Raw genomic sequence first — 23377 nt, 5'->3', positions numbered from 1 at the left:
AGCCTCAGGACACGATGTCCTTGCGGGCGAAGCCGCGGAAGGCCAGGGCGAAGAGGACCAGGGCGTACGTCAGGGAGATCGCCGTGCCCTTCACCATGCCGCCCCATTCCAGCTGGGGCTGGAGCGCGTCGATCCAGGCGAACTGCCAGTGCGCGGGCAGGAAGTCCCGCCAGTCGCCGAGCGCCGTGACCGCGTCCAGGACGTTGCCGACGATCGTCAGACCGACGGCGCCGCCCACCGCGCCGAGCGGGGCGTCGGTGCGGGTGGACAGCCAGAAGGCAAGGCCCGCGGTGACCAGTTGGGAGGCGAAGACGAAGGCGACGGCGATCCCGATCCGGAGCAGGGCGTCCCCGGCGGGGATCGAGCCGCCCGTCGGCAGCCGGAGCGGCCCCCAGCCGTAGGCGACCGTGCCGGCGGCCAGGGCGACGAGCGGGAGGAGGAGCATCGCGGCCGCGCTGTAGGCGAGGGCGACCGTCAGCTTGGAGGCGAGGAGCCGGGAGCGCGGGACGGGCGCGGCGAGGAGGTACCGCAGGGAGGACCAGCTCGCCTCGGACGCGACCGTGTCCCCGCAGAACAGCGCCACCGGAATGACGAGGAGGAAGCCGGCCGACACGAAGAGGCAGGTCGCCGCGAAGTTGGCGCCCGAGGCCGTCGCCGTGTCCATCAGGGTGATGCGGTCGCCGCGGCCGCCGTCCCCCGGGCCGCCGATCGCGAAGGCCGCGATCAGGACGAACGGCAGGGCGACGAGGATGCCGCCCATGACCAGGGTGCGGCGGCGCTTCCACTGGCGGAGGGCCTCGACGCGCAGGGGCAGGGTGCGCCCGGGCCGGTAGCCGGGGGCGCTCGAAGACGGGGTGGACGAGGCAGGCGGGGCGGGCGGGGTGGCCGTGGCGGTCACGCGGCTCCTCCGATCAGGGTCAGGAACGCGTCTTCCAGACGCCGGTGGGGGCCGACGCCGGTCAGCGGCACGTCCAGGCGGACGAGTTCGCCGATGAGGCCGGTCGGGCCGGTGCCGTCGAGGCGGACCAGGAGCCCGCCGTCGGTGCGGGTCGCCGTGCCGATGCCGGGCAGGGCGTCGATCTTCGCGACGAGGGCGTCGTCGATCTCCCCGGCCAGGGTGACGAGCAGGGTGTCGCCGGAGCCGGTGATCTCGGCGACCGGTCCGGCCTGCACGAGCTGCCCCCGGTCCATGACGACCAGATGCGTGCAGGACTGTTCGACCTCGGCGAGGAGGTGGCTGGAGACGATGACGGTCCGGCCCCCGGCCGCGTACCGGATCATCACCTCGCGCATCTCGCGGATCTGCGGCGGGTCGAGCCCGTTGGTCGGCTCGTCGAGGATGAGCAGGTCCGGCAGGCCGAGCATGGCCTGGGCGAGGGCGAGGCGCTGCCGCATGCCCTGGGAGTAGGTGCGGACGGCGCGTTCGAGGGCGCTGCCCAGGTTCGCGATGCGCAGGGCCTCGTCGACGTGGGCGTCCTCGGCGGGGCGGCCCGTGGCCTTCCAGTACAGGTCCAGGTTCTCCCGGCCCGACAGGTGCGGCAGGAAGCCGGCGCCCTCGACGAAGGCGCCGACGCGGGAGAGCACCGGGGCGCCGGGCCTGACGGCCTGGCCGAAGACGCGGATCTCGCCCTCGTCGGGGGTGATGAGGCCCATCAGCATGCGCAGGGTGGTGGTCTTCCCGGCACCGTTGGGGCCGAGGAGGCCGAGGACCTGGCCCTGTTCGACGCGGAACGAGAGGTCCCGGACGCTGAATGGGGTATCCCCTGCTCGAGCGAAGCCGAGAGCTTGGGGAAGGTCGCCGCCCTGGTACTTCTTCGACAGGCCGGTGATCTGGAGGGGTACGGAGGCGAGTTCGGGGTCGGGTGCGGGCGCGGTCACCTTGCGGCGGGCGGTGAGCAGCAGGGCGGCGGCCCCGGCGAGCCCGAGGAGCGGCAGGCCCCCCACCCACCAGGGCAGACCGGCGGCCTGGGTGGCGAGGCCCGGCGCGGTGGGGACGGTGAGCGGGCCCTCGGCGGCGACGGTGTAGCGGGCGGGGACCGCCGGGGAGGCGTAGCCGAGGTCGGTGGCGGCGACGACGAGACGCAGCCGGTGCCCGGTCTCCACCTCGTGGTCGATCGCCGGCAGGGTGAGGGTGACGCTCTTCCCGGCCTTGGCGCCGTCGACGCGGACGGGGGTGACGAGCTGGGCGGGCAGCACCTGCTGCCGTCCGTCGGGCCCCACGTCGTACACCTTGGCGAAGAGGACGGCGGAGCCGTCGGCGGCGGTGGAGGTGACCCGGACGGGGACGGTCGGCGTGCCGGTGATCCGCAGGGCGCCGGCCTGCGGCTTCGCGTCGAAGCGGGCGTGCTGGCCGGGGAGGTCGAGGGAGAGGCCGACGCCGAAGGAGGAGAGTCCGGAGAGTCCGCCGCCGAGGCCGGGGACGGCCGACACGGCGGGCGGTGCGGCGCCCGGCGGGTTGGTGAAGGTCTGCGGCGGCCCGTCGAGGGCGAGGCGCTCGGTGCCGGAGGTGAGACCCGGGTAGCGGTCGGCGGTCGCGGCGCGCAGGGTGGCCTTGCCGTCCGTGGAGTCGACGCCGCCGGTGCGGCTGACGCGGAAGGCGGGGCCGGTGTCGACGGAGGCGTCGCGCTTCAGCCACCGGTCGAACCAGGTGGTGACACGGCGCTCGACGCGCTCGGTCTCGCGGTCGCCGCCGTCGTGGCCGCCGGCGATCCAGTCGACGGCGACGGGGGCGCCGTTGGCGGTGAGGGTACGGGCCATGGCGTCGGACTGGGCGAGCGTGAAGAGCGAGTCGGACTGGCCCTGGACGAGGAGCGCGGGCACCTTGATCCTGGCTCCGACGGCGGCGGGGCTGCGGGCTTCGAGGAGGGCGCGGGCGGCGGCGTCGGGCTTCCCGGAGACGGCGACGCGCTGGTAGAGGGAGCAGAGCTCGGCGGTGAACCGACCGCAGGAGCCGCCCACGGCGCGTTCGCCGGTGGACTCGCCCGTGGACGGCGAGCCGCCCGTGTCCGGCGAGCCGCCCGTGTCCGGGGAGCCGGCCGAGAAGAAGATCCCGGCCCAGAGCTTCTTGAAGACGCCGTTCGGGAAGAGGGCGTCGGCGAGGTTCCAGTACGTGATCTCGGGGGCGATCGCGTCGACGCGCGGGTCCTGCCCGGCGGCGAGCAGGGAGATCGCGCCGCCGTAGGAGGCGCCGGTGACGCCGACGCGCGGGTCGCCGGGCCTGTCGAGGAGGACCTCGGGGCGGGCGGCGAGCCAGTCGATCAGCTTCTGGACGTCCTTGACCTCGTGCGCGGGGTCGTTGAGGCCGATCGAGCCGGTGGAGGCGCCGAAGCCGCGCGCGGACCAGGTCAGCACGGCGTAGCCGTCGCGGGCGAGGCCCTCGGCCTGGGCGCGGACGTCGTCCTTGGAGCCGCCGAAGCCGTGGCCGAGGAGGACGGCGGGGCGCCGGCCGGTGGAGCCGTCGGTGAAGTACGAGGTGTCGATGCGCACCCCGTCGATGTCGAGGGCCCGGTCCGCGCGCCGCACGGGCGGCGCCTCGTCCGTGGCGACGGCGGTCCACGTACCGGCGCCCGCGAGGACGGTGAGGACGGCGGTGACGGCGGCCCACCGGGGAAGTCGGAGTCGCATGGCGTCGAGCCTAGGCGCCGACGCCGCGGGGCACGGCGACCCGTGGACGGAATTCGGCGGCCTCCTCAGGTCGTACGCGGCACGTCCCCGTACAGCGGACGCGGTACGGGGACGGCCCCCGGGGTGTGCTGTCCAGCACCCCGGGGGCCGTCGGCCAGGTCCGCGTGTCAGTGGTTGCGCGGGAAGCCCAGGTCGACGCCGGACGGGGCGTCGGCCGGGTCCGGCCAGCGGGTCGTGACGACCTTGCCGCGGGTGTAGAAGTGGATGCCGTCGTTGCCGTAGATGTGGTGGTCGCCGAAGAGCGAGTCCTTCCAGCCGCCGAAGGAGTGGTAGCCGACCGGCACCGGGATCGGCACGTTCACGCCGACCATGCCGGCCTGGACCTCCAGCTGGAAGCGGCGGGCGGCGCCGCCGTCGCGGGTGAAGATCGCGGTGCCGTTGCCGAACGGCGAGGCGTTGATGAGGGCGAGGCCCTCCTCGTACGTCTCGGCGCGCAGCACGCAGAGGACCGGGCCGAAGATCTCGTCCTGGTAGGCCTTGGCCGAGGTCGGCACGTGGTCCAGGAGGGACAGGCCGATCCAGTGGCCGTTCTCGTGGCCGTCGACCGTGTAGCCGGTGCCGTCGAGGACGACCTCGCAGCCCTCGTCCGCCGCGCCGTGGACGTAGGAGGCGACCTTGTCGCGGTGGACGGCCGTGATGAGCGGGCCCATCTCGGAGGTCGGGTCGTCGCCGGGGCCGATCTTGATCTTCTCGGCGCGCTCGCGGATCTTCTGGACGAGCTCGTCGCCGATCGCGCCGACGGCGACGACGGCGGAGATGGCCATGCAGCGCTCGCCGGCGGAGCCGTAGGCCGCGGAGACGGCCGCGTCGGCGGCGGCGTCGATGTCGGCGTCCGGGAGGACCAGCATGTGGTTCTTGGCGCCGCCGAGCGCCTGGACGCGCTTGCCCTTGGCGGAGGCGGTGGTGTGGATGTAGCGGGCGATCGGGGTCGAGCCGACGAAGGAGATCGCGGAGACGTCCGGGTGCTCCAGGAGGCGGTCGACGGCCACCTTGTCGCCGTGGACGACGTTGAACACGCCGTCGGGGAGGCCCGCCTCGGCGAGCAGCTCGGCGATCTTCAGGGACGGGGAGGGGTCCTTCTCGCTGGGCTTGAGGATGAAGGTGTTGCCGGTCGCGATGGCGATCGGGAACATCCACATCGGCACCATGGCCGGGAAGTTGAAGGGCGTGATGCCGGCGACGACGCCGACGGGCTGGCGGATGGACGCCACGTCCACGCGGTTCGAGACCTGGGTGGAGAGCTCGCCCTTGAGCTGGGTGGTGATGCCGCAGGCCAGGTCGACGATCTCCAGGCCGCGGGCGACCTCGCCGAGCGCGTCGGAGTGGACCTTGCCGTGCTCGGCGACGATCAGCTCGGCGATGGCGTCGCGGTTGGCGTCGAGCAGCGCGCGGAACTTGAAGAGGATCGTGGTGCGCTGGGCGAGCGAGGAGTTGCCCCAGGTGGCGAAGGCGTCCTTCGCGGCGGCGACGGCCGCGTCGACCTCCTCCACCGAGGCGAGGGCGACCTGGGTGGTGACGGCACCGGTGGCCGGGTCGGTGACCGGGCCCCAGTTGCCCGACGTGCCCTCGACGGTCTTGCCACCGATCCAGTGGTGGACGCTCTTCGTCATGACGAGTTACTCCTTACAGGGCCTTCAGAGATGGCGGCGTCGGGCGGTGACGTGCCGGTCGTACTCCTCGCGGGCCTTGACCGCCGACGGGCGGGTCGAGGTCTCGGCCACGGGCACATCCCACCACGCCTGGGCCGGGGGCGGGCCCGACACACTGTCTGCCGTTTCGGTCTCGATGTAGACACATGTGGGATCGGTGGCCTTCCGGGCGTCCGCGAGGGCTTCCCGCAGGTCACGGACGGTATGAGGGCGCAGGACACGCATTCCGAGGGAGGCGGCGTTGGCTCCGAGGTCGACGGGGAGCGGGGGGCCGGTGAAGCCTCCGTCCGCGTCCCGGTGGCGGTAGTCGGTGCCGTACCGCTCGGCGCCGACGGCCTCGGAGAGGCCCCCGATGGAGGCGTACCCGTGGTTCTGCAGGACAACCAGTTTCAGCGGGAGCCGTTCCTGCACGGCGGTGACGATCTCGGTGGGATTCATCAGATACGTACCGTCGCCGACGAGCGCCCAGACGGGCCGGCCGGGGGCGGCGAGGAGGACGCCGATCGCGGCGGGGATCTCGTAGCCCATGCAGGAGTAGCCGTACTCGACGTGGTACTGGTCGCGGGAGCGGGTCCGCCACAGCTTGTGGAGGTCGCCGGGGAGCGATCCCGCGGCGTTGATCAGGATGTCGCTGCCGTCGACCAGAGTGTCGAGTACGCCGAGGACCTGGGTCTGGGTGGGGCGGGCGTCCTCGTCGGGGGCGGCGTACGCGGCGTCGGTCCGCTCCTGCCAGGCGGCCTTCGAGCGGTGCCACTCGGCCCTGCTCTGCCGGTGGCCGCCGAGCGCCTCGGTGAGGGCGGTGAGGCCCTCGCGGGCGTCGGCGACGAGGGGCAGCGCGGCCTGCTTGTGGGCGTCGAACGCGGCGATGTTGAGGTTGAGGAACGGCGTGTCGGGGCGGAAGAGGGTGCCGGACGCGGTGGTGAAGTCGGTGAGGCGGGTGCCGACGCCGATGACCAGGTCGCTGGTGCGGGCGAGGACGTTGGCGGTGTCGGTGCCGGTGTGGCCGATGCCGCCGACGTCGCAGGGGTGGTCGTACGGGAGTGCGCCCTTGCCGGCCTGGGTGCTCGCGACGGGCAGGCCGGTGCGGTCGGCGAGCTCGCGCAGCGCGTCCTCGGCGGCGCTGTGCTTCACGCCGCCGCCCGCGAGGAGCAGCGGCCGTTCGGCGGCCCTCACGGCCCGGACGGCGGCGTCGAGTTCCTCCGTAGCGGGGCGGGGGCGGCGGACGGGCCAGATCCGCTCGGCGAAGAGGCTCTCCGGCCAGTCGTACGCCTCCGCCTGGACGTCCTGGGGCAGGGCGAGGGTCACGGCGCCGGTCTCGGCGGGGTCGGCGAGGACCCGGACGGCGGCGAGGGCGGCCGGGATCAGGGCCTCGGGCCGGGTGACCCGGTCGAAGTAGCGCGAGACCGGGCGGAGGCAGTCGTTGACGGACACGTCGCCCGCGGAGGGCAGTTGGAGCTGCTGGAGGACGGGGTCGGCGGGGCGGCCGGCGAAGGTGTCGCCGGGCAGGAGCAGGACCGGCAGGTGGTTGATGGTGGCGAGGGCGGCGCCGGTGACGAGGTTGGTGGCGCCGGGGCCGATGGAGGTGGTGACGGCGTGCGCGGAGAGCCGGTTGCTCTGGCGGGCGTAGCCGACGGCGGCGTGCACCATGGCCTGCTCGTTGCGGCCCTGGTGGAAGGGCATGTGCCGCTCCTCGACCAGCGCCTGGCCGATCCCGGCGACGTTGCCGTGGCCGAAGATGCCCCAGGTGGCGGTGATCAGCCGCTGCCGGACGCCGTCGCGCTCGGTGTACTGGGCGGCGAGGAAGCGGACGAGGGCCTGCGCGACGGTGAGCCTCATGCGTATCCCTCCGTGTGGTCCGGGTGGAAGCAGATCTTCCACTCCCGTTCGGGGCCGGGGCCCGCCATGACGTTGAGGTAGTAGAGGTCGTGCCCCGGCTGGGCGATCGAGGGCCCGTGCCAGCCGTCCGGGACGAGGACCGCGTCGCCGTCCCGGACCTCGGCGAGGAGGTCGGCGCCGCCGGGCCGGGAGGGCGAGATCCGCTGGTAGGCGTAGCCGTGGGGGCCCTGGACCTCGTAGTAGTAGATCTCCTCCAGGACGGACTCGGCGCCCGGGTGGTGCTCGTCGTGCTTGTGCGGCGGGTAGGAGGACCAGTTCCCGCCGGGGGTGACGACCTCGACGGCGATGAGCCGGTCGCAGGCGAAGGCGTCGGCCGAGGCGAAGTTCCGCACCCGGCGGGCCCGGCTGCCGGTGCCGCGGGTCTCGACGGGAACCTCCGGCGCGGGGCCGTAGCGGGCGGGGAGTCGTCGCTCGCATTTCGCTCCTGCCAAAGCGAAGCGGCCTCCCGCGCCGGAGGCGATCTGGGCGTGGGTGTCGCGCGGTACGTAGGCGAAGTCGGTCACCCTGTCGAACACGCTCGCGCGGCCCTGGAGTTCGAGGATCTCGCCGTCGACGCGCACGCTACAGGCACCGGAGAGGGGAAGCACGACCCATTCGCAATCCCCGCTCCCGAAGGAGTGGATCTCGCCGGGTCCGAGGACGAGGACGCGGAGGGAGGAGTACGTCCATCCGGCCAGGTCGGGGTCGACGTCGAGGACGTACGGGGCACGGGAGGCGGTCCCGGCGGGGAGGTGGAGGCGCGTGTCCATGGCGGATCCCTACCCCCGTTCCGGCAGGGTGCCGCTGCCCGCCGCGAGGGCCTCCGCGATCTCCGACGCGTCCGGCATCGCCGAGGAGCAGGCCAGGCGGCCCGCGACGATCGCGCCGGCGGCGTTGGCCTGGCGCAGGACCGTGTCGAGGTCCTGGCCCGCGAGCAGTCCGTGGACGAGCGCCCCGCCGAACGCGTCGCCCGCGCCGAGCCCGTTGACGACCTCGACCGGCAGCGGCGGCACCTCGGCGCGGCTGCCGTCGGCGGCGAGCGCGAGGACGCCCGCGGGGCCCTGTTTGACGACGGCGAGGCGGACCGCGCCGGTGGCGAGGAGCGCGCGGGCGGCGGCCTCCGGCTCCCGCTCCCCCGTGGCGACCTCGCACTCGTCGAGGTTGCCGACGGCGACGGTCGCGTGCCGCAGGGCCTCGCGGTAGTACGGGCGGGCCGCCGGGGGATCCGCCCAGAACATCGGCCGCCAGTCCAGGTCGAGGACCGTCGTCTCCCGGCCGGACCTGGCCCGCAGCGCCTCCAGGGTCGCGGAGCGGCTGGGGTCGGCGCACAGGCCGGTGCCGGTCGCCCAGAAGACCCGGGCGGCGCGGATCGCGTCGAGGTCGAGCGCGTGCGGCCGGATCTCCAGGTCGGGGGCCTGCGGGCGGCGGTAGAAGTACAGCGGGAAGTCGTCGGGCGGGAAGAGCGCGCAGAAGGTGACGGGCGTGGGGTACGCGTCGACCTCGGTCACCCAGCGGTCGTCCACGGCGAAGCCCTTGAGCTCGCGGCGCAGATAGGCCCCGAAGGGGTCGGCGCCGGTGCGGGAGACGAGCGCGACGCGGCGGCCGAGACGGGCGGCGGCGACGGCGACGTTGGCCGCGGAGCCGCCGAGGAACTTGCGGAAGGTGTCGACCCGGTCGAGCCCGACACCGGTCTGGAGCGGGTAGAGGTCCACGCCGAGGCGCCCCATGGTGATCAGGTCGTACGGCTCCGTCTCCACGCGCCACCTCTCGGTCGGACCGCCGTCGGCTCCGTCCTCAGGTCTAGTCGTCCGCCGGGAGGCGTGTCAACGACATGTCCGGACATTCGGACGACCCCACCGCTTGACGGTGCTCTCGGGCCGCGGCCAAGGTGGCAGGCATGACGAAGCCGTCGCCGCAGCCGTCGCCAGCGTCCCGGATCCGTATCGGATCGGCCCCCGACTCGTGGGGGGTGTGGTTCCCCGACGACCCCCGGCAGGTGCCGTGGCAGCGGTTCCTCGACGAGGTGTCCGGCGCCGGCTACACGTGGATCGAGCTGGGTCCGTACGGCTATCTGCCCACCGATCCGGCCGTCCTCATGGAGGAGACCGCGCGGCGCGGCCTGCGGGTCTCGGCGGGGACCGTCTTCACCGGCCTCCACCACGGCCCGGACGCCTGGGACCGGACCTGGGCGCACGTCGCCGAGAACGCCGCCCTCGCGCAGGCCATGGGTGCCGAGCACCTGGTGGTCATCCCGTCGTTCTGGCGGGACGACAGGACCGGCGAGGTCCTGGAGGAGCCCGTGCTCACGGCCGGGCAGTGGCGGGACCTGACGCGGCTGACGGAGCGTCTGGGGCGGGAGGTGCGCGAGCGGTACGGGCTGCGGATCGTGGTCCATCCGCACGCCGACACCCACATCGACGGCGAGGAGAGCGTGGCGCGCTTCCTCGACGCGACCGATCCGGACGCGGTCGCGCTCTGCCTGGACACCGGGCACTACGCGTACGCCGGCGGGGACAGCGTCAAGCTGATCGAGACGTACGGGGAGCGGATCGGCTACCTCCACCTCAAGCAGGTCGACCCGGAGGTGCTCGCCGGGGTGGTGGCCGAGGGGGTGCCGTTCGGTCCCGCGGTGGCGCGGGGCGTGATGTGCGAGCCGCCGGCCGGGGTGCCCGCGCTCGAACCGGTCCTCGCCGCCGCGTCGGCCCTGGACGTGGACCTGTTCGCGATCGTCGAGCAGGACATGTACCCCTGCGAGCCGGACGTGCCGTATCCGATCGCCCTGCGGACCCGGGGCTTCCTCCGCTCGTGCGGCGTGTGACGCGTCCCCTGGCGCAGGACGGGCGCGCGACCCGCGCATACCGCTCTGACCAGGTCTGACGCACGCGGACACACCGACAGGCGCGTGTTCCGCTTCCGTCACACGAGTCCCTCCGCCGTCACATATGTCTCCGTTACGCGGGCTTTGCGTCACAGGCGCTCGACAGCCGCTGCCCTCCGGTCGGGAGGGCCGTTGCACGGGGCAGAGGCTGATCAACCGCCCGCCGCGCAGCGCCCCCGAACGGCACCCCCGCCGCCGCTGCGCGGCGCGCAGGGAGGTACCGGGCATGACGGACAGAAGGCTCTGGTCGTACAAGGACATCGCCGCACACATCCGTGTGCAGCCGGACACGGTCCGCTCCTACCGGAAGCACGGGCTGCTCCCGGCTCCGGACCAGGTGGAGTCGGGCAAGCCCTACTGGTACGCGGACACGATCCACGCCTGGGTCGCCAGCCGCCCCGGCAACCGGGCACGCCGCGACTGATCCCGCTCGCCGCGAAGGCCCCCGCCCGCGGGCGGGGGCCTTCGCGCCGCTCAGGCGAGCAGGTCGTAGATGCCCCAGCCCCAGCCGCCGGGCCGGGGGTAGTACGGCTCGCTCTTTCCGTCGAACTTCACCACGCTGTAGACGACGAGCCTGCCGTCCCCGGCCCGGGCGGCGAGGGACGGTTCGTCGCCGTACGCGGAGGGTCCGATCCTGCCCGTCCCGGCGAGGGCGGTGTAGGCGTTCCAGCCTCCGCCGACGGCCCGGCGGGGCTCGAAGGGCACGGCCGGATCCCCGTCGTCGGCCTTCTCGTAGCGCCACTGCCGGCCGTCGGGCGTGTGGGCGATCAGGCCGTCCCCGAAGGCGACGATGCTCGTGTACGCGTTCCAGCCGCCGCCGACCCGCACCCGGCTCCCGAACGGATGCTCGGCCAGGGATGTTCCCGGGTAGCGCCAGAGGGCGCCGTCCCGGTCGCGGGCGTAGAGGTCGCCGCCGGGCAGTCCGGTGAGGCTGGTGTACGCGTTCCAGCCGCCGCCGACCCGCCGGCGCGGCTCGAAGGGCGCGCCCTCTCGCCGACGGCCCCGGTAGTACCAGAGGACGCCGTCCCGGTCGCGGGCCACGAGGTCGCCCGCGCCGGCGGCAGTCGTGCGGTCGAGCTTGGTGAGGGCGGTGTACACGTTCCAGCCACCGCCGACCCGCTTGCGCGGCTTGAGCGGGGCGTCGGGGTGCCCGGTGGCGTCGTACTGCCACAGGACGCCGCTCCGGTCGCGGGCGTGCAGCGAGGTCCTGAGGGAGGCTTCTAGGGTGCCCGGCACGAAGGAGAAGGTCAGGTCGCCGCGCGCGACGACGGCGCCGGTCGCGTCGCGCAGGTCGACGGCGGTCGAGATGTCGCCGAACCGGGCGAAGTCCGAGCCGACGTCCATGGTGATGTCGTACGTGACGGTAGAGGCGCCTGCGGGCACCCGGGCCGCCGGCAGGTCGAACAGGAGCCAGATGCCGTCGACCGTCTCCGGGTCGGGCGAGTCCCAGGCGCAGGGCGCGAAGGCCCCGCCGTCGACGGCGCAGGTCGAGGTGATCCGCGGTCCGGGCCGGTCGCCCGGTGTTCCGTCCTCGGCCAGGAAGCCGAGGCGCTCGCCCTGGATCGGCCCGGTGACTCCAGGCGGCAGGGTGACGGTGAGCCGGGTGGTGACGGGCCCCTCCTCACCGGCCGGCACGCGCAGCGCGCCGCCCTCCTGGGTGATCGTGCCGGGTTCGGGCGCGGCGGTGGCCGCGGCGGCCCCGCCGGTCAGGACGGAGGAGGCGAGGGCGAGGGCGAGGCCCGCCGTGACGAGGGCTCTGCGCAGCTGTCTCATGGCGTTTCCCCCAGGGGTCCGTGGCGCTTCGGTCAGAGGAGGGTGTCGTAGATGCCCCAGCCCCAGCCGGCCGCGATGCGGGTCGCGGTGGGCATGTTCGTGTAAGTGCCCTCGTACACCCAGAGCCTGCCGTCCCGGTCGCGGGCCAGGAGGTCCCGCTCGGTGTGGAAGCCCAGGTCGCCGGTGCCGACGAGGGCCGTGTAGGCGTTCCACCCGCCGCCGACCCGCCGCCGGGGCTCGAACGGGACGGCGGGGTCGGACGGGAACCTCGGCAGGTAGGCCCAGAGCACCCCGCCGGTGTCACGGGCCAGGACGGTCGTGCCGAGGGAGAGGTGGGAGGTGAGGGAGGTGTACGCGTTCCACCCGCCGCCGATCCGCACGCGCGGGGCGAAGGGGGCGGAGAGGGGGGCGTCGGCGTGGCGCGGGTAGTGCCAGAGGACGCCGTCCCGGTCGCGGGCGAGGAGTCCGGTGGAGGTGCCGGTGAGGGAGGTGTACGCGTTCCAGCCGCCGCCGATCCGCACGCGGGGCCGGAAGGGGGCGGAGAGGTCGCCGGAGGCCTGGTAGTACCAGAGGACGCCGTCCCGGTCGCGGGCCACGAGGTCGCCCCTGCCGTCGGCGGTCGCCGGGGCGAGCCGGGTGAGCGCGGTGTAGCCGCCCCAGCCGCCGCCGACCCGCTGTCGGGGCTTGAACGGCGCCGACGGCCTGCCGGTGCCCTCGTACTGCCAGAGCACTCCGTCGCGGTCGCGGGCGTGCAGGACCGTGCGGTACTCGGCCTCGGGGGTGCCGGGGACGAACGCGAACCCGGCCGCGCCGGTGGCGATCCGGCCGCCTGTCGCGCCGGTGACGTCGAAGGAGCCGTGGACGGTGTAGTCGTTCGCCGCGTACGAGCCGGCGTCGACGCGGACGGCGTAGGTGACGAAGGGCGCGCCCGCGGTCTCCGGCAGGCTGAGGCCCCCGCCCCCGGGCGGGCAGTCGACGAACGCGCCGCCGTTCACGGAGCAGGACCACTGCGTGTGGACCAGCTCGGAGGGGAGGTGCTCGTCCCAGCCGCCGGGCGGCCAGAAGAGGTCGGGAAACTCCAGCCGGGCCTTCACGGTGCCGGTGGTTCCGGCGGGCAGCGCGGCCTTGAAGTAGGTGGTGACGGGCCCTTCTTCGCCCGCGGGGACGGAGAGGGTGCCGCCCCGCTGGACGACGGACCCGGGGTTCTGCGCGGACGCGCCGGGTGCCGCGAGGGGCGCGGCGAGTGCCGTCGCCCCTCCGGCGGCCGGGGGGATCAGCGCGGCGAGCAGGGCGCTCGCCGCGACCAGAAACGTTCGGATGGTGTGTCTCATGGATCCCCCCGGGGTTCTCGTCAGATCATTCGGATCTGTCGGATCTCTCAGATCCTCGGAGCACTCAGAGGACGATGTTGTAGATGCCCCAGCCGTGCCCGACCTTGGTGCGGGTCCCCGGGACCCAGCCGAAGCCGGACGTCTTGCCCTGGTAGGCGTAGACGTCGCCGGTGGTGGTGCGGGCGAGCAGGTCGAGGTGGTTCCAGCGGCCGAGGTCCTCGGTGCCGGCGAGCGTGTTGTAGGCGTTCCAGCCGCCGCCGACCTTGACCCGCGCGTCGAACGGCTTGCTCAGCGACTGCCCGACGGACTTGCGGTTGTACTTCCACAGGACGCCGGCCGCGTCACGGGCGACCAGGCCGTCGGCGTAACCGCTGATCTGCGTGTAGGTGTTCCAGCCGCCGCCGATCCGCACGCGCGGCTGGAACTTGCCGTGGAAGTCGTAGCTGTAGTTCCACAGGACGCCGTCCTTGTCGCGGGCGACCAGGTTGTAGCCGTTGGTCGCAATGGCGGTGTAGACGTTCCAGCCGCCGCCGACGCGCACGCGGGCCTTGAACGGGGCGGCCGGGTTGCCGGAGCCCTGGTAGTACCAGAGGACGCCGTCCTTGTCGCGGGCGACGAGGTCGCCCCGCCCGTTCGCGGTGGTGCGACCGACGGGCACGATCGCGGTGTACGCGTTCCAGCCGCCGCCGACGCGCTTGCGCGCCGTCAGCCTGCCGTCGGCCGAGCCGGTCGACTCGTACCGCCACAGGACGCCGTCCTTGTCGCGGGCGTGGACGGCGCCGCGCAGGGCCGCCTCGGGGGTGCCGAGGACGGCCTCGATGCCGGCGGTGCCCTTCGAGACGACGTGCCCCTGGGCGTCCTTCAGGGTGACCGCCAGGTCGAGCGAGCCGAACCAGGCGTCGGAGGACGCCAGGTCGAACGTCACCGCGTAGTTCAGCGTGGTCTTCGCCTCGACGGCGGGGAGGTCGGCGGCGATCGGCGCGCCCGCGTCGTCACCGGTCACGTGCCACGTCAGGGCCGCCGGGGCGGACCCGTCCACCGACCAGGTCGTCATCTTCCCCATGCCGATCGCGAGCCGCTCCGACGTGACGCCGGCGCCCGGCCACTCGGAGACCGGCTTGGCGAACCCGATCGTCGCCGTCACCGGACCGGTCACCCCGGCCGGCAGGGTGGCGCGGATTCGGACCGTCCCCGGGCCCTCGTCGCCGGCCCACACCTTCGTCCGGCCCCCGTCCTGGACCACCGTGCCGGGTTCCACGGCGGCCTCCGCCCGGTTCACCGCCGGCGCGGCCGCGGCCGCCGCTCCCCCGAGCGCCACCGGTGCGATGCCGGCGACGAGGGCCGTCGCCAGAACCAGGCCTGCACGCATACGTGCCACGAACTCCCCCAAGAATCACATGTCATCGATGCGAGGAAGCGGCTTCCCGCCGCTCCTCGGACACCTCTATGACATGCGGAGTATCCGAAGGGTTGTACGTGTCCTTCTGATCGTTCTCGCTGATTCCGAAGCGGTCGTGGAAGCGGCGCAGCGGCCCCGGTGCCCACCAGGTGAGGCGGCCGGTCAGCTTCATGACGGAGGGGACGAGGAGGCTGCGGACGACCATCGCGTCCATGAGGACGGCGAGGGCGACGCCGAGGCCGAGCATCTTGGTGTTGGTGACGCGGGAGGTGCCGATGGCGACCATGACGACGGCGAGGATCACGGCGGCGGCGGTGATGAGGCCGCCGGTGTGGCGCAGTCCGAAGCGGACGGAGTGCTCGTGGTCGCCGGTGGCGTCGTACTCCTCCTTGATGCGGGAGAGCAGGAACACCCCGTAGTCCATGGACAGTCCGAAGGCCACGCAGAACATGAGGACGGGCAGGGTGGTCTCGATGTCGCCGGTGGAGGTGAAGCCGAGGAATCCGGAGAGGTGTCCGTCCTGGAAGACCCAGATGACGGCGCCGAACATCGCCGTGAGGCTGAGGGCGTTGAGGAGGACGGCCTGGACGGGGACGACGAGGCTGCCGGTGAGCAGGAAGACGAGGAGCAGGGTGACCAGGACGATGATCCCGGCGGCCCAGGGCAGCCGGTCGGCGATGGCGTGCTTGGAGTCGACGAGGACGGCGGCGGGTCCGGTGACGGAGGTCGCGAACGGCGCCTCGGCCGTGCGCAGTTCGCCGACGACCCGCTGGGCGTCGGCGCCGACGGTCTCGCCCTCGGGCACGACGGTGAAGTAGGCGGCGGTGCCGCCGGTGGTGACGGGCCCCTCGGCGCGGGCGACGCCGTCGAGGGCGGCGATCCGATCGCGGTAGCCGGCGTACTGCGCGGGGGTGGCGGCGCCCTCGGCGAGGACGGTGATGCCGCCGCCGGGGTTGCCGGGGAAGCCGTCCCGCAGCTGGTCCTGGACGATGCGGGAGGAGGCGGTGACGGGGAGCTGGCGGTCGTCGGCGGTTCCGAACTTCACGCCCAGGAACGGCAGTCCGAGGAGGACGAGCCCGGCGGTGGTGACGACGGCGAAGACGGGAGCCCTGCGCATCACGAGCCCGGCGGCCCGCCCCCAGCCCGCGCCCTCTTCGCGAGGCGCCTTGCCGCGCCGGAGGAGGCGCCGCAGGTCCAGGGCGTTGACCCGGTCGCCGAGCAGGACGAGGGCGGCCGGGAGCAGGGTGAGCGCGGCGGTGGCGGCGAGCAGGACGACGGCGATCCCGGCGTACGCGAAGGAGCGCAGGAAGTACTGCGGGAAGACCAGCATCGCGGCGAGCGAGACGGCGACGGTGAGTGCGGAGAAGAGCACGGTCCGGCCGGCGGTGCGCAGGGTGGTGCGGACGGCGGTGTACGTGTCGGCGCCGGCGGCGAGCTCCTCGCGGTAGCGGCGGACGACGAACAGGGCGTAGTCGATGGCGAGTCCGAGCCCGAGGGCGGTCGTCAGGTTCTGCGCGAAGACGGAGACGTCGGTGACCTCGGTGATGCCGCGCAGGACGGCGTTGGTGCCGAGGATGGCGACGATGCCGACGCCGAGCGGCAGGAGGGCGGCGACGGCGCTGCCGAAGACCATGACGAGCAGGACGAGGGTGACGGGCAGGGCGATGAGCTCGGCCCGCAGCAGGTCCTCCTGGATGACGGTCTGCATCTCGTGCCGGACGGCGAGTCCGCCGCCGAGGGAGACCTCGACGGGGCCGTGCGTGCCCCGGTACGTGGGGGCGATGCGGTCGAGGACGGCGGCGGCGTCCTTCTCGTCGCCGGGGATCCGGGCGGCGATCACGGCCTGGTGGCCGTCCTCGGAGCGGAGGGCGGGCGAGCCGGTGGACCAGTAGGAGCCGACGCCCTCGACGCCCGGTTCGGCGCCGAGCCGTTCGGCGAGCTTGCGCGCCTCGGCGGCGACGGCGGGGCTGTCGACGCCGGGGGTGCCCGCGTCCACGAGGAGGAGCACGTTCGGCTGGGAGCCCGGGAACTGCTTCTCCAGGGCCTTGGTGGCGTACGTGGACTCCGCGGCCGGGTCCTCCCAGCCGCCGCTGCCCATGCGGTCGGCGACGCCGCCGCCGGCGAGGACGGCGAGGGCGGTGAGCACGAGGGCCACCAGGAGGGTGAGGCGCGGGCGGGCGGTGACGAACCGCCTCCATCCCCCACCGCTCGTTCCCCCGCCAGGAGTCGTTTTCTTGACTTCGGACATGACGCGGTGTCCCCTTCACCGTGGCCCCCGCACGCGCTTCCCGGCAGGTCGCAGGGGCCGCCCATTGCCATAAACTGGCAAACACGAGTGATCGCTCGCGTTTCTCAAGAATGCGAGCGACCTCTCGTGTTTGTCAAACGTTCCGAGGAGGACCGGAGACCGCCATGTCCGGAGACGTGCCCGAAGAACCGAAGCCGCGCCGCCGCCAGGCCCGCGGCGAACGCCGCATCGCGCAGCTGCTCCAGGCCGCCGCGAGAGTCTTCTGCGCGTACGGGTACACGGCGACCAGCACCAACGCGATCGCCCGGGAGGCGAGCGTCTCGCCCGGCACGCTCTACCAGTACTTCCCGAACAAGGAGGCCATCGCCATAGAGCTCGGCGAGCGCCTCCTCCACGAGATGCGGGAGGCCCACGGCCAGGCGTTCACCCCGGAGAACCTCGCCCTGCCGCTGCCCGGGCTCCTCGACGTCGTCGTCGACCCGATGATCGCCTTCAACTGCGAGCACCCCGTCTTCCTCGCCCTGATGCACGGCTCCGAGGTGCCCGGCCGGATCGCCGAGGAGCACGACGCCCTCCACGCGAGCCTGCTCGCCTCGGTGCAGGAGGTGATCGGGCACTACGCCCCGGCCCTGTCCGCCGCCGAGCGCGCCCGTATCGCCGGCATGGTCTTCGCGATCTTCAAGGGCGGCCTCGGGCTCGTCCTCGCCGCGCCCGAGGGCCCCGAGCGGGACGCGACCATCGCCGAACTGAAGACCGTCCTCCTGCGCTACCTCTCCCCGCTGGTCGAGACCCCGGCCACGACGGCCCCGGCCACGGCGACCCCCGTCACGTCAGCCCCGGCCACCACGACCCCGGCCACGACACCCTCGACCGCGACGACTCCGGCCACCACCCCCCCGGTCACCACGACTCCGACCCGCTGACCGACTCGGCGGGCAGCCTCCCCTCCCCCGAGCCCGACCCCGACCCCGCCGTCCGCCCCCGCAGGCGCAGGGCGAGCAGCGGGAAGACGAGGACGGAGAGCATGCCGGCCCCGACGAGCGCCGCCGCCTCGCCGGCCGTCAGCTCCTTGTCGTCCACGCCGATGGTGGTGATGGCGACGACCAGCGGCAGCGCCGTGGAGCCGTACAGGACGAGGCCGCGCCGGTCCGTACGGCCGAGGTCGCGCGGGGCGAGGAACCAGATCGGCCCGCCGCGCACGACGAGGAAGAGCAGCAGGAAGACCGGCAGCAGGAGCAGGGTCCTGCCCCCGTCGAGGAGCGAGTCGAGGTCGAACTCGATCCCGGTGACGACGAAGAAGACGGGGACGAGGAAGCCGAAGCCGACGCCCTCGACCTTCTCCAGGATCTGCGGCCCGGAGTCGGGCGCGGCCCCGGTCAGCACGAGCCGGGTGATGAGTCCGGCGGCGAAGGCGCCGAGCAGCACGTCGAGCCCGAGCGCCGACGACGCCCCGAGCATCAGGGCGAGCAGCAGGAAGACGAAGCGGACCGCGAACTGGCCGCTGCTGTGCAGGGTCCTGGCGATGACCTTCGAGAACCACGGCGGGCGGGGCCGCAGCGCCCAGAACACTGCCCCGGCCGTGAGCGCGGCGAAGACGGCGAGGAGGGCGGTGGACTCGGCGGCGCCCCGGCCGCTGAGCAGCAGCGCCATCGCGATGATCGGGCCGAACTCGCCGACCGCGCCGAAGGCCATGACGACCGAGCCGAACCGCCCGTGGAGGTCACCGGCGTCCCGCAGCACGGGCAGGACGGTGCCGAGCGCGGTGCTGGTGAGGGCGACGCCGATGAAGACGCCCTTGGTGTAGCCGCCGCCGAGCAGGACGCCGGTGGCGAGTCCGAGGCCGAGGGCGATCACCCAGGCCCACACGGAGCGCCTGAGGGTGTCGCCGCGGACCTTGCCGAACTCGATCTCGTACCCGGCGAGGAAGATCAGCATGGTGAGGCCGAGCTGGGAGAGCCCGTCGATCAGCGCGTCGGGCCGGGCCCAGTCCAGGACGTCGGGGCCGATGAGGATGCCGAGCACGATCTCGAAGATGACGAGGGGCACGGGGAGCCGGCGTCCGACCCCGTAGGCGAGCAGCGGCGCCAGGACGGCGATCGCCATGATCAGGATGAGCGTGCTCCCCGAATGCGACATATCGGGTGTTTACCATGGGCTTCGCGCCGGCCACCGGATTCACTCCCGCCACCCCTGGATTTATACCCCCCAGGGGTATAGTCTCGTTATCGTAAGACCCCCGAACCACCCAGGAGGAGAGCGCCATGTCCGCGGAGACCACGACCGAACTGACCACCGTCTACCAGGTCAAGGGCATGACCTGCGGCCACTGCGAGGGCGCCGTCTCCAGCGAGATCTCCGAGATCCCCGGCGTCTCCTCCGTCACCGCCGTCGCCAAGACCGGCGAGGTCACCGTCGTCTCCGCCGCCGCGCTCGACCGCGAGGCCGTCGCCGCCGCCGTGGACGAGGCCGGCTACGAGCTGGTCTGACCCCTCGCAGCACCGACACCGCAGGGCCGTACCGTTACGGGTACGGCCCTGCTCCCCTTTGGAACCGCACATGCCAAGCACCACCGTCACCGAGCTCACGATCGGCGGGATGACCTGCGCCTCCTGCGCCGCCCGCGTCGAGAAGAAGCTCAACCGGATGGACGGCGTCACCGCCACCGTCAACTACGCCACGGAGAAGGCGCGCGTCGAGCACGCCCCGGACGTCGGCGTCGACGCGCTGATCGCCACCGTCGTGAAGACCGGCTACACCGCCGAGGAGCCCGCCCCGCAGGTCGAGGAGGTGGCAGAGCTCGAGGACCCCGAGCTCGCCTCCCTCCGGCAGCGGCTCACCGTCTCCGCCCTCCTCGCGACGCCCGTGATCCTGCTCGCCATGGTCCCCTCCCTCCAGTTCGACGACTGGCAGTGGCTCTCGCTCACCCTCGCCTCCCCCGTCGTCGTCTGGGGCGGCCTCCCCTTCCACCGGGCCGCCTGGACCAACCTCCGGCACGGCGCCGCCACCATGGACACCCTCGTCTCGGTCGGCACCCTCGCCGCCTACGGCTGGTCCCTCTGGGCCCTCTTCCTCGGCGACGCCGGCATGCCCGGCATGCGGCACGGCTTCGACCTCACCGCCGACCGCGCCCACGCCTCCTCCGCGATCTACCTGGAGGTCGCCGCCGGAGTCGTCACCTTCATCCTCCTCGGCCGCTACCTGGAGGCCCGCGCCAAGCGGAAGGCGGGCACCGCCCTGAGGGCCCTGATGGAACTGGGCGCCAAGGACGTGGCCGTACTGAGGGAGGGCAGGGAGGTACGCATCCCCGTCGGCGAGCTCCGTACCGGCGACCTCTTCGTCGTACGCCCCGGCGAGAAGATCGCCACCGACGGCACCGTCACCGAGGGCGCCTCCGCCGTCGACGCCTCCCTGCTCACCGGCGAGTCGCTCCCCCTGGACGTCACCCCCGGCTCCGCCGTCACCGGCGGCTGCGTCAACGTCTCGGGCCGGCTCGTCGTCGAGGCCACCCGGGTCGGCGCCGACACGCAACTCGCCCGGATCGCGCGGCTCGTCGAGGAGGCCCAGAGCGGCAAGGCCGCGGTGCAGCGGCTCGCCGACCGGATCTCCGCCGTGTTCGTCCCGGTCGTGATCCTCATCGCCCTCGCCACCCTCGTCACCTGGCTCCTCGTGACGAGCGACGTCACCGCGGCCTTCACCGCCGCCGTCGCCGTCCTGATCATCGCCTGCCCCTGCGCCCTCGGCCTCGCCACCCCGACCGCCCTCATGGTCGGCACCGGGCGCGGCGCCCAGCTCGGCATCCTCATCAAGGGCCCCGAGGTCCTGGAGTCCACCCGCCGCGTCGACACCGTCGTCCTCGACAAGACCGGGACGGTCACCACCGGCCGCATGCGGCTGACCGGCGTGCACGTGTACGGCGGGCGGTACGGCGCCGACTCCGCCGACGAGACCGAGCTGCTGCGGCTCGCGGGCGCCCTGGAGCACTCCTCCGAGCACCCGGTCGCCCGCGCGATCGCCGCCGGCGCCTCCGAGCGCTGCGGGGAGCTCCCCACCCCGAAGACCTTCGAGAACGTGCCGGGGCTCGGCGTGCGCGGCTCCGTCGACGGCCGGCTCGTCCTCGTCGGGCGCGCCGCCCTGCTCGAAGCCGAGGGCGTCGAGGCGCCCGCGGCGACGGAGCCGGGCGCCGTCCACGTCGCCTGGGACGGGGTCGCCCGCGGCACCCTGACCGTCGCCGACACCGTCAAGGACACCAGCGCCGAGGCGGTCGCCCGGCTGCGCGCCCTGGGGCTGCGGCCCGTCCTCCTCACCGGGGACCACCGGGCGGTCGCCGAGGCCGTGGCGGCCGAGGTGGGCATCGACGAGGTGATCGCGGAGGTGCTGCCCGAGGAGAAGGCCGAGGTGGTCCGGCGGCTGCGGTCGGAGGGCCGTACGGTCGCGATGGTCGGCGACGGGGTGAACGACGCCGCCGCGCTCGCGACGGCCGACCTCGGGCTCGCGATGGGGACGGGCACCGACGCGGCCATCGAGGCGAGCGACCTGACGCTGGTCCGGGGCGACCTGCGGGTCGCGGCGGACGCCATCCGGCTGGCCCGGCGGACCCTGGCGACGATCCGGGGGAACCTCGGCTGGGCCTTCGGCTACAACCTCGCCGCGCTGCCCCTCGCGGCGGCCGGACTCCTCAACCCGATGATCGCGGGCCTGGCCATGGCCTTTTCGTCCGTCTTCGTCGTATCCAACAGCCTTCGTCTGCGGCGCTTCACGTGAATTCACCCACGTGTGACGCACAGGACCTTCACAAAGAGATCTAGATCACAGATATTGGGGGGTAACCATCTGGGCTGTTCGCGAGTCTAAGTGGGCGATGCCGAAGAACGTCTTGGGGGACGTTCATGGGATGTCTTGGGGGACGTCCCAGGCAAGCGCGGCCGGGGCACGTGCACCGGGGAGCTTTGAGCGGCCCTCCCGTACGTACCCCGGCAGACCGCGCGTAAGACGCCCGGCCCGGATCCCGTGGGGGGAATCCGCACCGGGACATGGAAAGCGCCCCGCTCGCCGACCCGTGGGGGGATCGGTGGCGGGGCGCTTTTCGCGCCTCTTCGTCAGGGCGCCTGAGCCAAGGGTCAGCGGGCCTCGACCGGGACGAAGTCGCGGAGGACCTCACCCGTGTAGATCTGGCGCGGGCGGCCGATGCGGGAACCCGGCTCCTTGATCATCTCGTGCCACTGGGCGATCCAGCCCGGGAGGCGGCCGAGGGCGAAGAGGACCGTGAACATCTCGGTCGGGAAGCCCATGGCCCGGTAGATCAGGCCCGTGTAGAAGTCCACGTTCGGGTAGAGGTTGCGCGAGACGAAGTACTCGTCGGAGAGCGCGTGCTCCTCCAGCTTGAGCGCGATGTCGAGCAGCTCGTCGGACTTGCCGAGGGCCGAGAGGACATCGTGCGCCGCCGCCTTGATGATCTTGGCGCGCGGGTCGAAGGACTTGTACACCCGGTGGCCGAAGCCCATCAGGCGGACGCCGTCCTCCTTGTTCTTCACCTTGCGGATGAAGGAGTCGACATCGCCGCCGTTGGCCTTGATGCCTTCCAGCATCTCCAGGACCGACTGGTTGGCGCCACCGTGCAGGGGGCCCCACAGGGCCGAGATGCCGGCGGAGATCGAGGCGAACATGTTCGCCTGCGAGGAGCCGACCAGACGCACGGTGGAGGTCGAGCAGTTCTGCTCGTGGTCCGCGTGCAGGATCAGCAGCTTGTCGAGCGCGGAGACGACGACCGGGTCGAGGTCGTACTCCTGCGCGGGGACCGAGAAGGTCATGCGCAGGAAGTTCTCGACGTAGCCGAGGTCGTTACGCGGGTAGACGAACGGGTGACCGATCGACTTCTTGTACGCGTACGCCGCGATCGTCGGAAGCTTGGCGAGCAGGCGGATCGTGGAGAGGTGACGCTGCTGCTCGTCGAAGGGGTTGTGGCTGTCCTGGTAGAAGGTGGACAGCGCGGAGACCACCGAGGACAGCATCGCCATCGGGTGGGCGTCCCGCGGGAAGCCGCGGAAGAAGTTCTTGACGTCCTCGTGGACCAGGGTGTGCTGCGTGATCTCGTTCTTGAAGACCGACAGCTCGTCGACCTTCGGCAGCTCACCGTTGATCAGCAGGTACGCCACCTCAAGGAAGGTGGAGCGCTCGGCCAGCTGCTCGATGGGGTAGCCGCGGTACCGCAGAATGCCCTGCTCACCGTCGAGGTAGGTGATGGCGGATTTATAGGCGGCGGTGTTGCCGTATCCGCTGTCAAGGGTGACCAGACCGGTCTGGGCTCGGAGTTTGCCGATGTCGAAGCCCTTGTCGCCGACGGTGCTCTCGACCACCGGGTAGGTGTATTCACCGTCCGCGTACCGCAGTACTACAGAGTTGTCGCTCACGTCATCCCTCACCGACGTAGTGCCTCTTCTTCGAGGTGCCCTGACTGTCTCTACCATCCCCCATTTGGCTCAGGAGAGTGCACTCGGGGTCGCTCATTGGGCCATTCGGCGGCACTCAGTGCCGCCAACCTTC

The 23377-nt window shown here is 72.9% G+C and carries 17 protein-coding genes; 5 read left to right on the top strand and 12 right to left on the bottom strand.

Going from position 1 to position 23377, the window contains the following annotated elements:
* Positions 1–4 precede the first annotated feature (4 nt).
* From ACZ7HT_RS14340 to iolC, 6 genes are all read right to left on the bottom strand, one after another.
* Complete coding sequence (locus ACZ7HT_RS14340) at positions 5–898, bottom strand: ABC transporter permease (protein ID WP_471164585.1); 894 nt, start codon at positions 896–898, stop codon at positions 5–7.
* Positions 895–3624: an alpha/beta fold hydrolase gene (locus tag ACZ7HT_RS14335; protein WP_471164583.1), complete on the bottom strand. Its 2730-nt coding sequence runs from the start codon at positions 3622–3624 to the stop codon at positions 895–897. The genes ACZ7HT_RS14340 and ACZ7HT_RS14335 overlap by 4 nt, the downstream gene beginning before the upstream one ends.
* Before the next feature lie 167 nt (positions 3625–3791).
* Positions 3792–5294, bottom strand: a complete 1503-nt coding sequence (gene mmsA / locus ACZ7HT_RS14330) for a CoA-acylating methylmalonate-semialdehyde dehydrogenase (RefSeq protein WP_471164581.1) — start codon at positions 5292–5294, stop codon at positions 3792–3794.
* A 24-nt stretch (positions 5295–5318) separates the two neighbouring features.
* The gene (gene iolD, locus ACZ7HT_RS14325) at positions 5319–7169 is read right to left on the bottom strand and encodes a 3D-(3,5/4)-trihydroxycyclohexane-1,2-dione acylhydrolase (decyclizing) (protein ID WP_471164578.1); all 1851 of its coding nucleotides are present in this window, start codon (positions 7167–7169) and stop codon (positions 5319–5321) included.
* A complete protein-coding gene (iolB, locus tag ACZ7HT_RS14320) occupies positions 7166–7978 on the bottom strand; it encodes a 5-deoxy-glucuronate isomerase (protein ID WP_471164576.1) in 813 nt (270 codons plus the stop codon). Before iolB ends, iolD begins: the two co-directional genes overlap by 4 nt.
* A 9-nt stretch (positions 7979–7987) precedes the next feature.
* The gene (gene iolC / locus ACZ7HT_RS14315) at positions 7988–8935 is read right to left on the bottom strand and encodes a 5-dehydro-2-deoxygluconokinase (RefSeq protein WP_471164857.1); all 948 of its coding nucleotides are present in this window, start codon (positions 8933–8935) and stop codon (positions 7988–7990) included.
* 170 nt (positions 8936–9105) lie between these two features.
* On the opposite strand from iolC, the gene ACZ7HT_RS14310 reads away from it, so the two are divergent.
* Complete coding sequence (locus ACZ7HT_RS14310) at positions 9106–10026, top strand: sugar phosphate isomerase/epimerase family protein (protein WP_471164573.1); 921 nt, start codon at positions 9106–9108, stop codon at positions 10024–10026.
* Between the two features lie 286 nt (positions 10027–10312).
* Positions 10313–10510, top strand: a complete 198-nt coding sequence (locus ACZ7HT_RS14305; protein ID WP_471164570.1) for a helix-turn-helix transcriptional regulator — start codon at positions 10313–10315, stop codon at positions 10508–10510.
* 50 nt (positions 10511–10560) lie between these two features.
* Here the strand turns inward: ACZ7HT_RS14305 and ACZ7HT_RS14300 are convergent, their stop codons facing one another.
* The 4 genes from ACZ7HT_RS14300 to ACZ7HT_RS14285 form a co-directional block, all read right to left on the bottom strand.
* On the bottom strand, positions 10561–11859 hold the full coding sequence (locus ACZ7HT_RS14300; protein WP_471164567.1) for a tachylectin-related carbohydrate-binding protein: 1299 nt from the start codon (positions 11857–11859) through the stop codon (positions 10561–10563).
* A 32-nt stretch (positions 11860–11891) separates the two neighbouring features.
* Positions 11892–13190: a PLL family lectin gene (locus tag ACZ7HT_RS14295; protein WP_471164563.1), complete on the bottom strand. Its 1299-nt coding sequence runs from the start codon at positions 13188–13190 to the stop codon at positions 11892–11894.
* Positions 13191–13254: 64 nt separating this feature from the next.
* Complete coding sequence (locus tag ACZ7HT_RS14290; protein WP_471164560.1) at positions 13255–14559, bottom strand: hypothetical protein; 1305 nt, start codon at positions 14557–14559, stop codon at positions 13255–13257.
* Positions 14560–14590: 31 nt separating this feature from the next.
* Positions 14591–16837 carry an MMPL family transporter gene (locus tag ACZ7HT_RS14285; protein WP_471164557.1) on the bottom strand — a complete coding sequence of 749 codons (2247 nt, stop codon included), beginning with the start codon at positions 16835–16837 and terminating at the stop codon, positions 14591–14593.
* 164 nt (positions 16838–17001) lie between these two features.
* Here ACZ7HT_RS14285 and ACZ7HT_RS14280 point away from each other — a divergent pair, with 164 nt between their 5' ends.
* Entirely contained in the window at positions 17002–17760 is a 759-nt protein-coding gene (locus tag ACZ7HT_RS14280) for a TetR/AcrR family transcriptional regulator (protein WP_471164555.1), read from the top strand.
* On the opposite strand, the gene ACZ7HT_RS14275 is transcribed toward ACZ7HT_RS14280, so the two are convergent.
* On the bottom strand, positions 17738–18973 hold the full coding sequence (locus ACZ7HT_RS14275) for a cation:proton antiporter (RefSeq protein ID WP_471164552.1): 1236 nt from the start codon (positions 18971–18973) through the stop codon (positions 17738–17740). The two genes, ACZ7HT_RS14280 and ACZ7HT_RS14275, sit on opposite strands and share 23 nt — an antisense overlap.
* Positions 18974–19098: 125 nt before the next feature.
* On the opposite strand from ACZ7HT_RS14275, the gene ACZ7HT_RS14270 reads away from it, so the two are divergent.
* Positions 19099–19323, top strand: a complete 225-nt coding sequence (locus ACZ7HT_RS14270) for a heavy-metal-associated domain-containing protein (RefSeq protein ID WP_184929827.1) — start codon at positions 19099–19101, stop codon at positions 19321–19323.
* Between the two features lie 70 nt (positions 19324–19393).
* Entirely contained in the window at positions 19394–21598 is a 2205-nt protein-coding gene (locus ACZ7HT_RS14265) for a heavy metal translocating P-type ATPase (RefSeq protein ID WP_471164546.1), read from the top strand.
* Positions 21599–21954: 356 nt separating this feature from the next.
* Here the strand turns inward: ACZ7HT_RS14265 and ACZ7HT_RS14260 are convergent, their stop codons facing one another.
* Positions 21955–23244, bottom strand: coding sequence for a citrate synthase (locus tag ACZ7HT_RS14260; RefSeq protein WP_471164543.1), 1290 nt, complete (start codon positions 23242–23244; stop codon positions 21955–21957).
* Positions 23245–23377 lie beyond the last annotated feature (133 nt).

The sequence above is a fragment of the Streptomyces sp. NPDC037410 genome (genome assembly GCF_055602235.1).
Note: the sequence above shows the minus strand (reverse complement) of the source record. Positions and strands in the feature narration are given on the sequence as shown.

Bases quoted from the DNA above. Each gene is read 5' to 3' on its own strand.
- ACZ7HT_RS14275 (WP_471164552.1), bottom strand. From the start codon at position 18,973: ATGTCGCATTCGGGGAGCACGCTCATCCTGATCATGGCGATCGCCGTC.
- ACZ7HT_RS14265 (WP_471164546.1), top strand. From the start codon at position 19,394: ATGCCAAGCACCACCGTCACCGAGCTCACGATCGGCGGGATGACCTGC.
- ACZ7HT_RS14310 (WP_471164573.1), top strand. From the start codon at position 9,106: ATGACGAAGCCGTCGCCGCAGCCGTCGCCAGCGTCCCGGATCCGTATC.
- ACZ7HT_RS14290 (WP_471164560.1), bottom strand. From the start codon at position 14,559: ATGCGTGCAGGCCTGGTTCTGGCGACGGCCCTCGTCGCCGGCATCGCA.
- iolC (WP_471164857.1), bottom strand. From the start codon at position 8,935: ATGGGGCGCCTCGGCGTGGACCTCTACCCGCTCCAGACCGGTGTCGGG.
- ACZ7HT_RS14285 (WP_471164557.1), bottom strand. From the start codon at position 16,837: ATGTCCGAAGTCAAGAAAACGACTCCTGGCGGGGGAACGAGCGGTGGG.
- ACZ7HT_RS14295 (WP_471164563.1), bottom strand. From the start codon at position 13,190: ATGAGACACACCATCCGAACGTTTCTGGTCGCGGCGAGCGCCCTGCTC.
- ACZ7HT_RS14270 (WP_184929827.1), top strand. From the start codon at position 19,099: ATGTCCGCGGAGACCACGACCGAACTGACCACCGTCTACCAGGTCAAG.
- ACZ7HT_RS14305 (WP_471164570.1), top strand. From the start codon at position 10,313: ATGACGGACAGAAGGCTCTGGTCGTACAAGGACATCGCCGCACACATC.
- ACZ7HT_RS14335 (WP_471164583.1), bottom strand. From the start codon at position 3,624: ATGCGACTCCGACTTCCCCGGTGGGCCGCCGTCACCGCCGTCCTCACC.
- iolD (WP_471164578.1), bottom strand. From the start codon at position 7,169: ATGAGGCTCACCGTCGCGCAGGCCCTCGTCCGCTTCCTCGCCGCCCAG.
- iolB (WP_471164576.1), bottom strand. From the start codon at position 7,978: ATGGACACGCGCCTCCACCTCCCCGCCGGGACCGCCTCCCGTGCCCCG.
- mmsA (WP_471164581.1), bottom strand. From the start codon at position 5,294: ATGACGAAGAGCGTCCACCACTGGATCGGTGGCAAGACCGTCGAGGGC.
- ACZ7HT_RS14280 (WP_471164555.1), top strand. From the start codon at position 17,002: ATGTCCGGAGACGTGCCCGAAGAACCGAAGCCGCGCCGCCGCCAGGCC.
- ACZ7HT_RS14300 (WP_471164567.1), bottom strand. From the start codon at position 11,859: ATGAGACAGCTGCGCAGAGCCCTCGTCACGGCGGGCCTCGCCCTCGCC.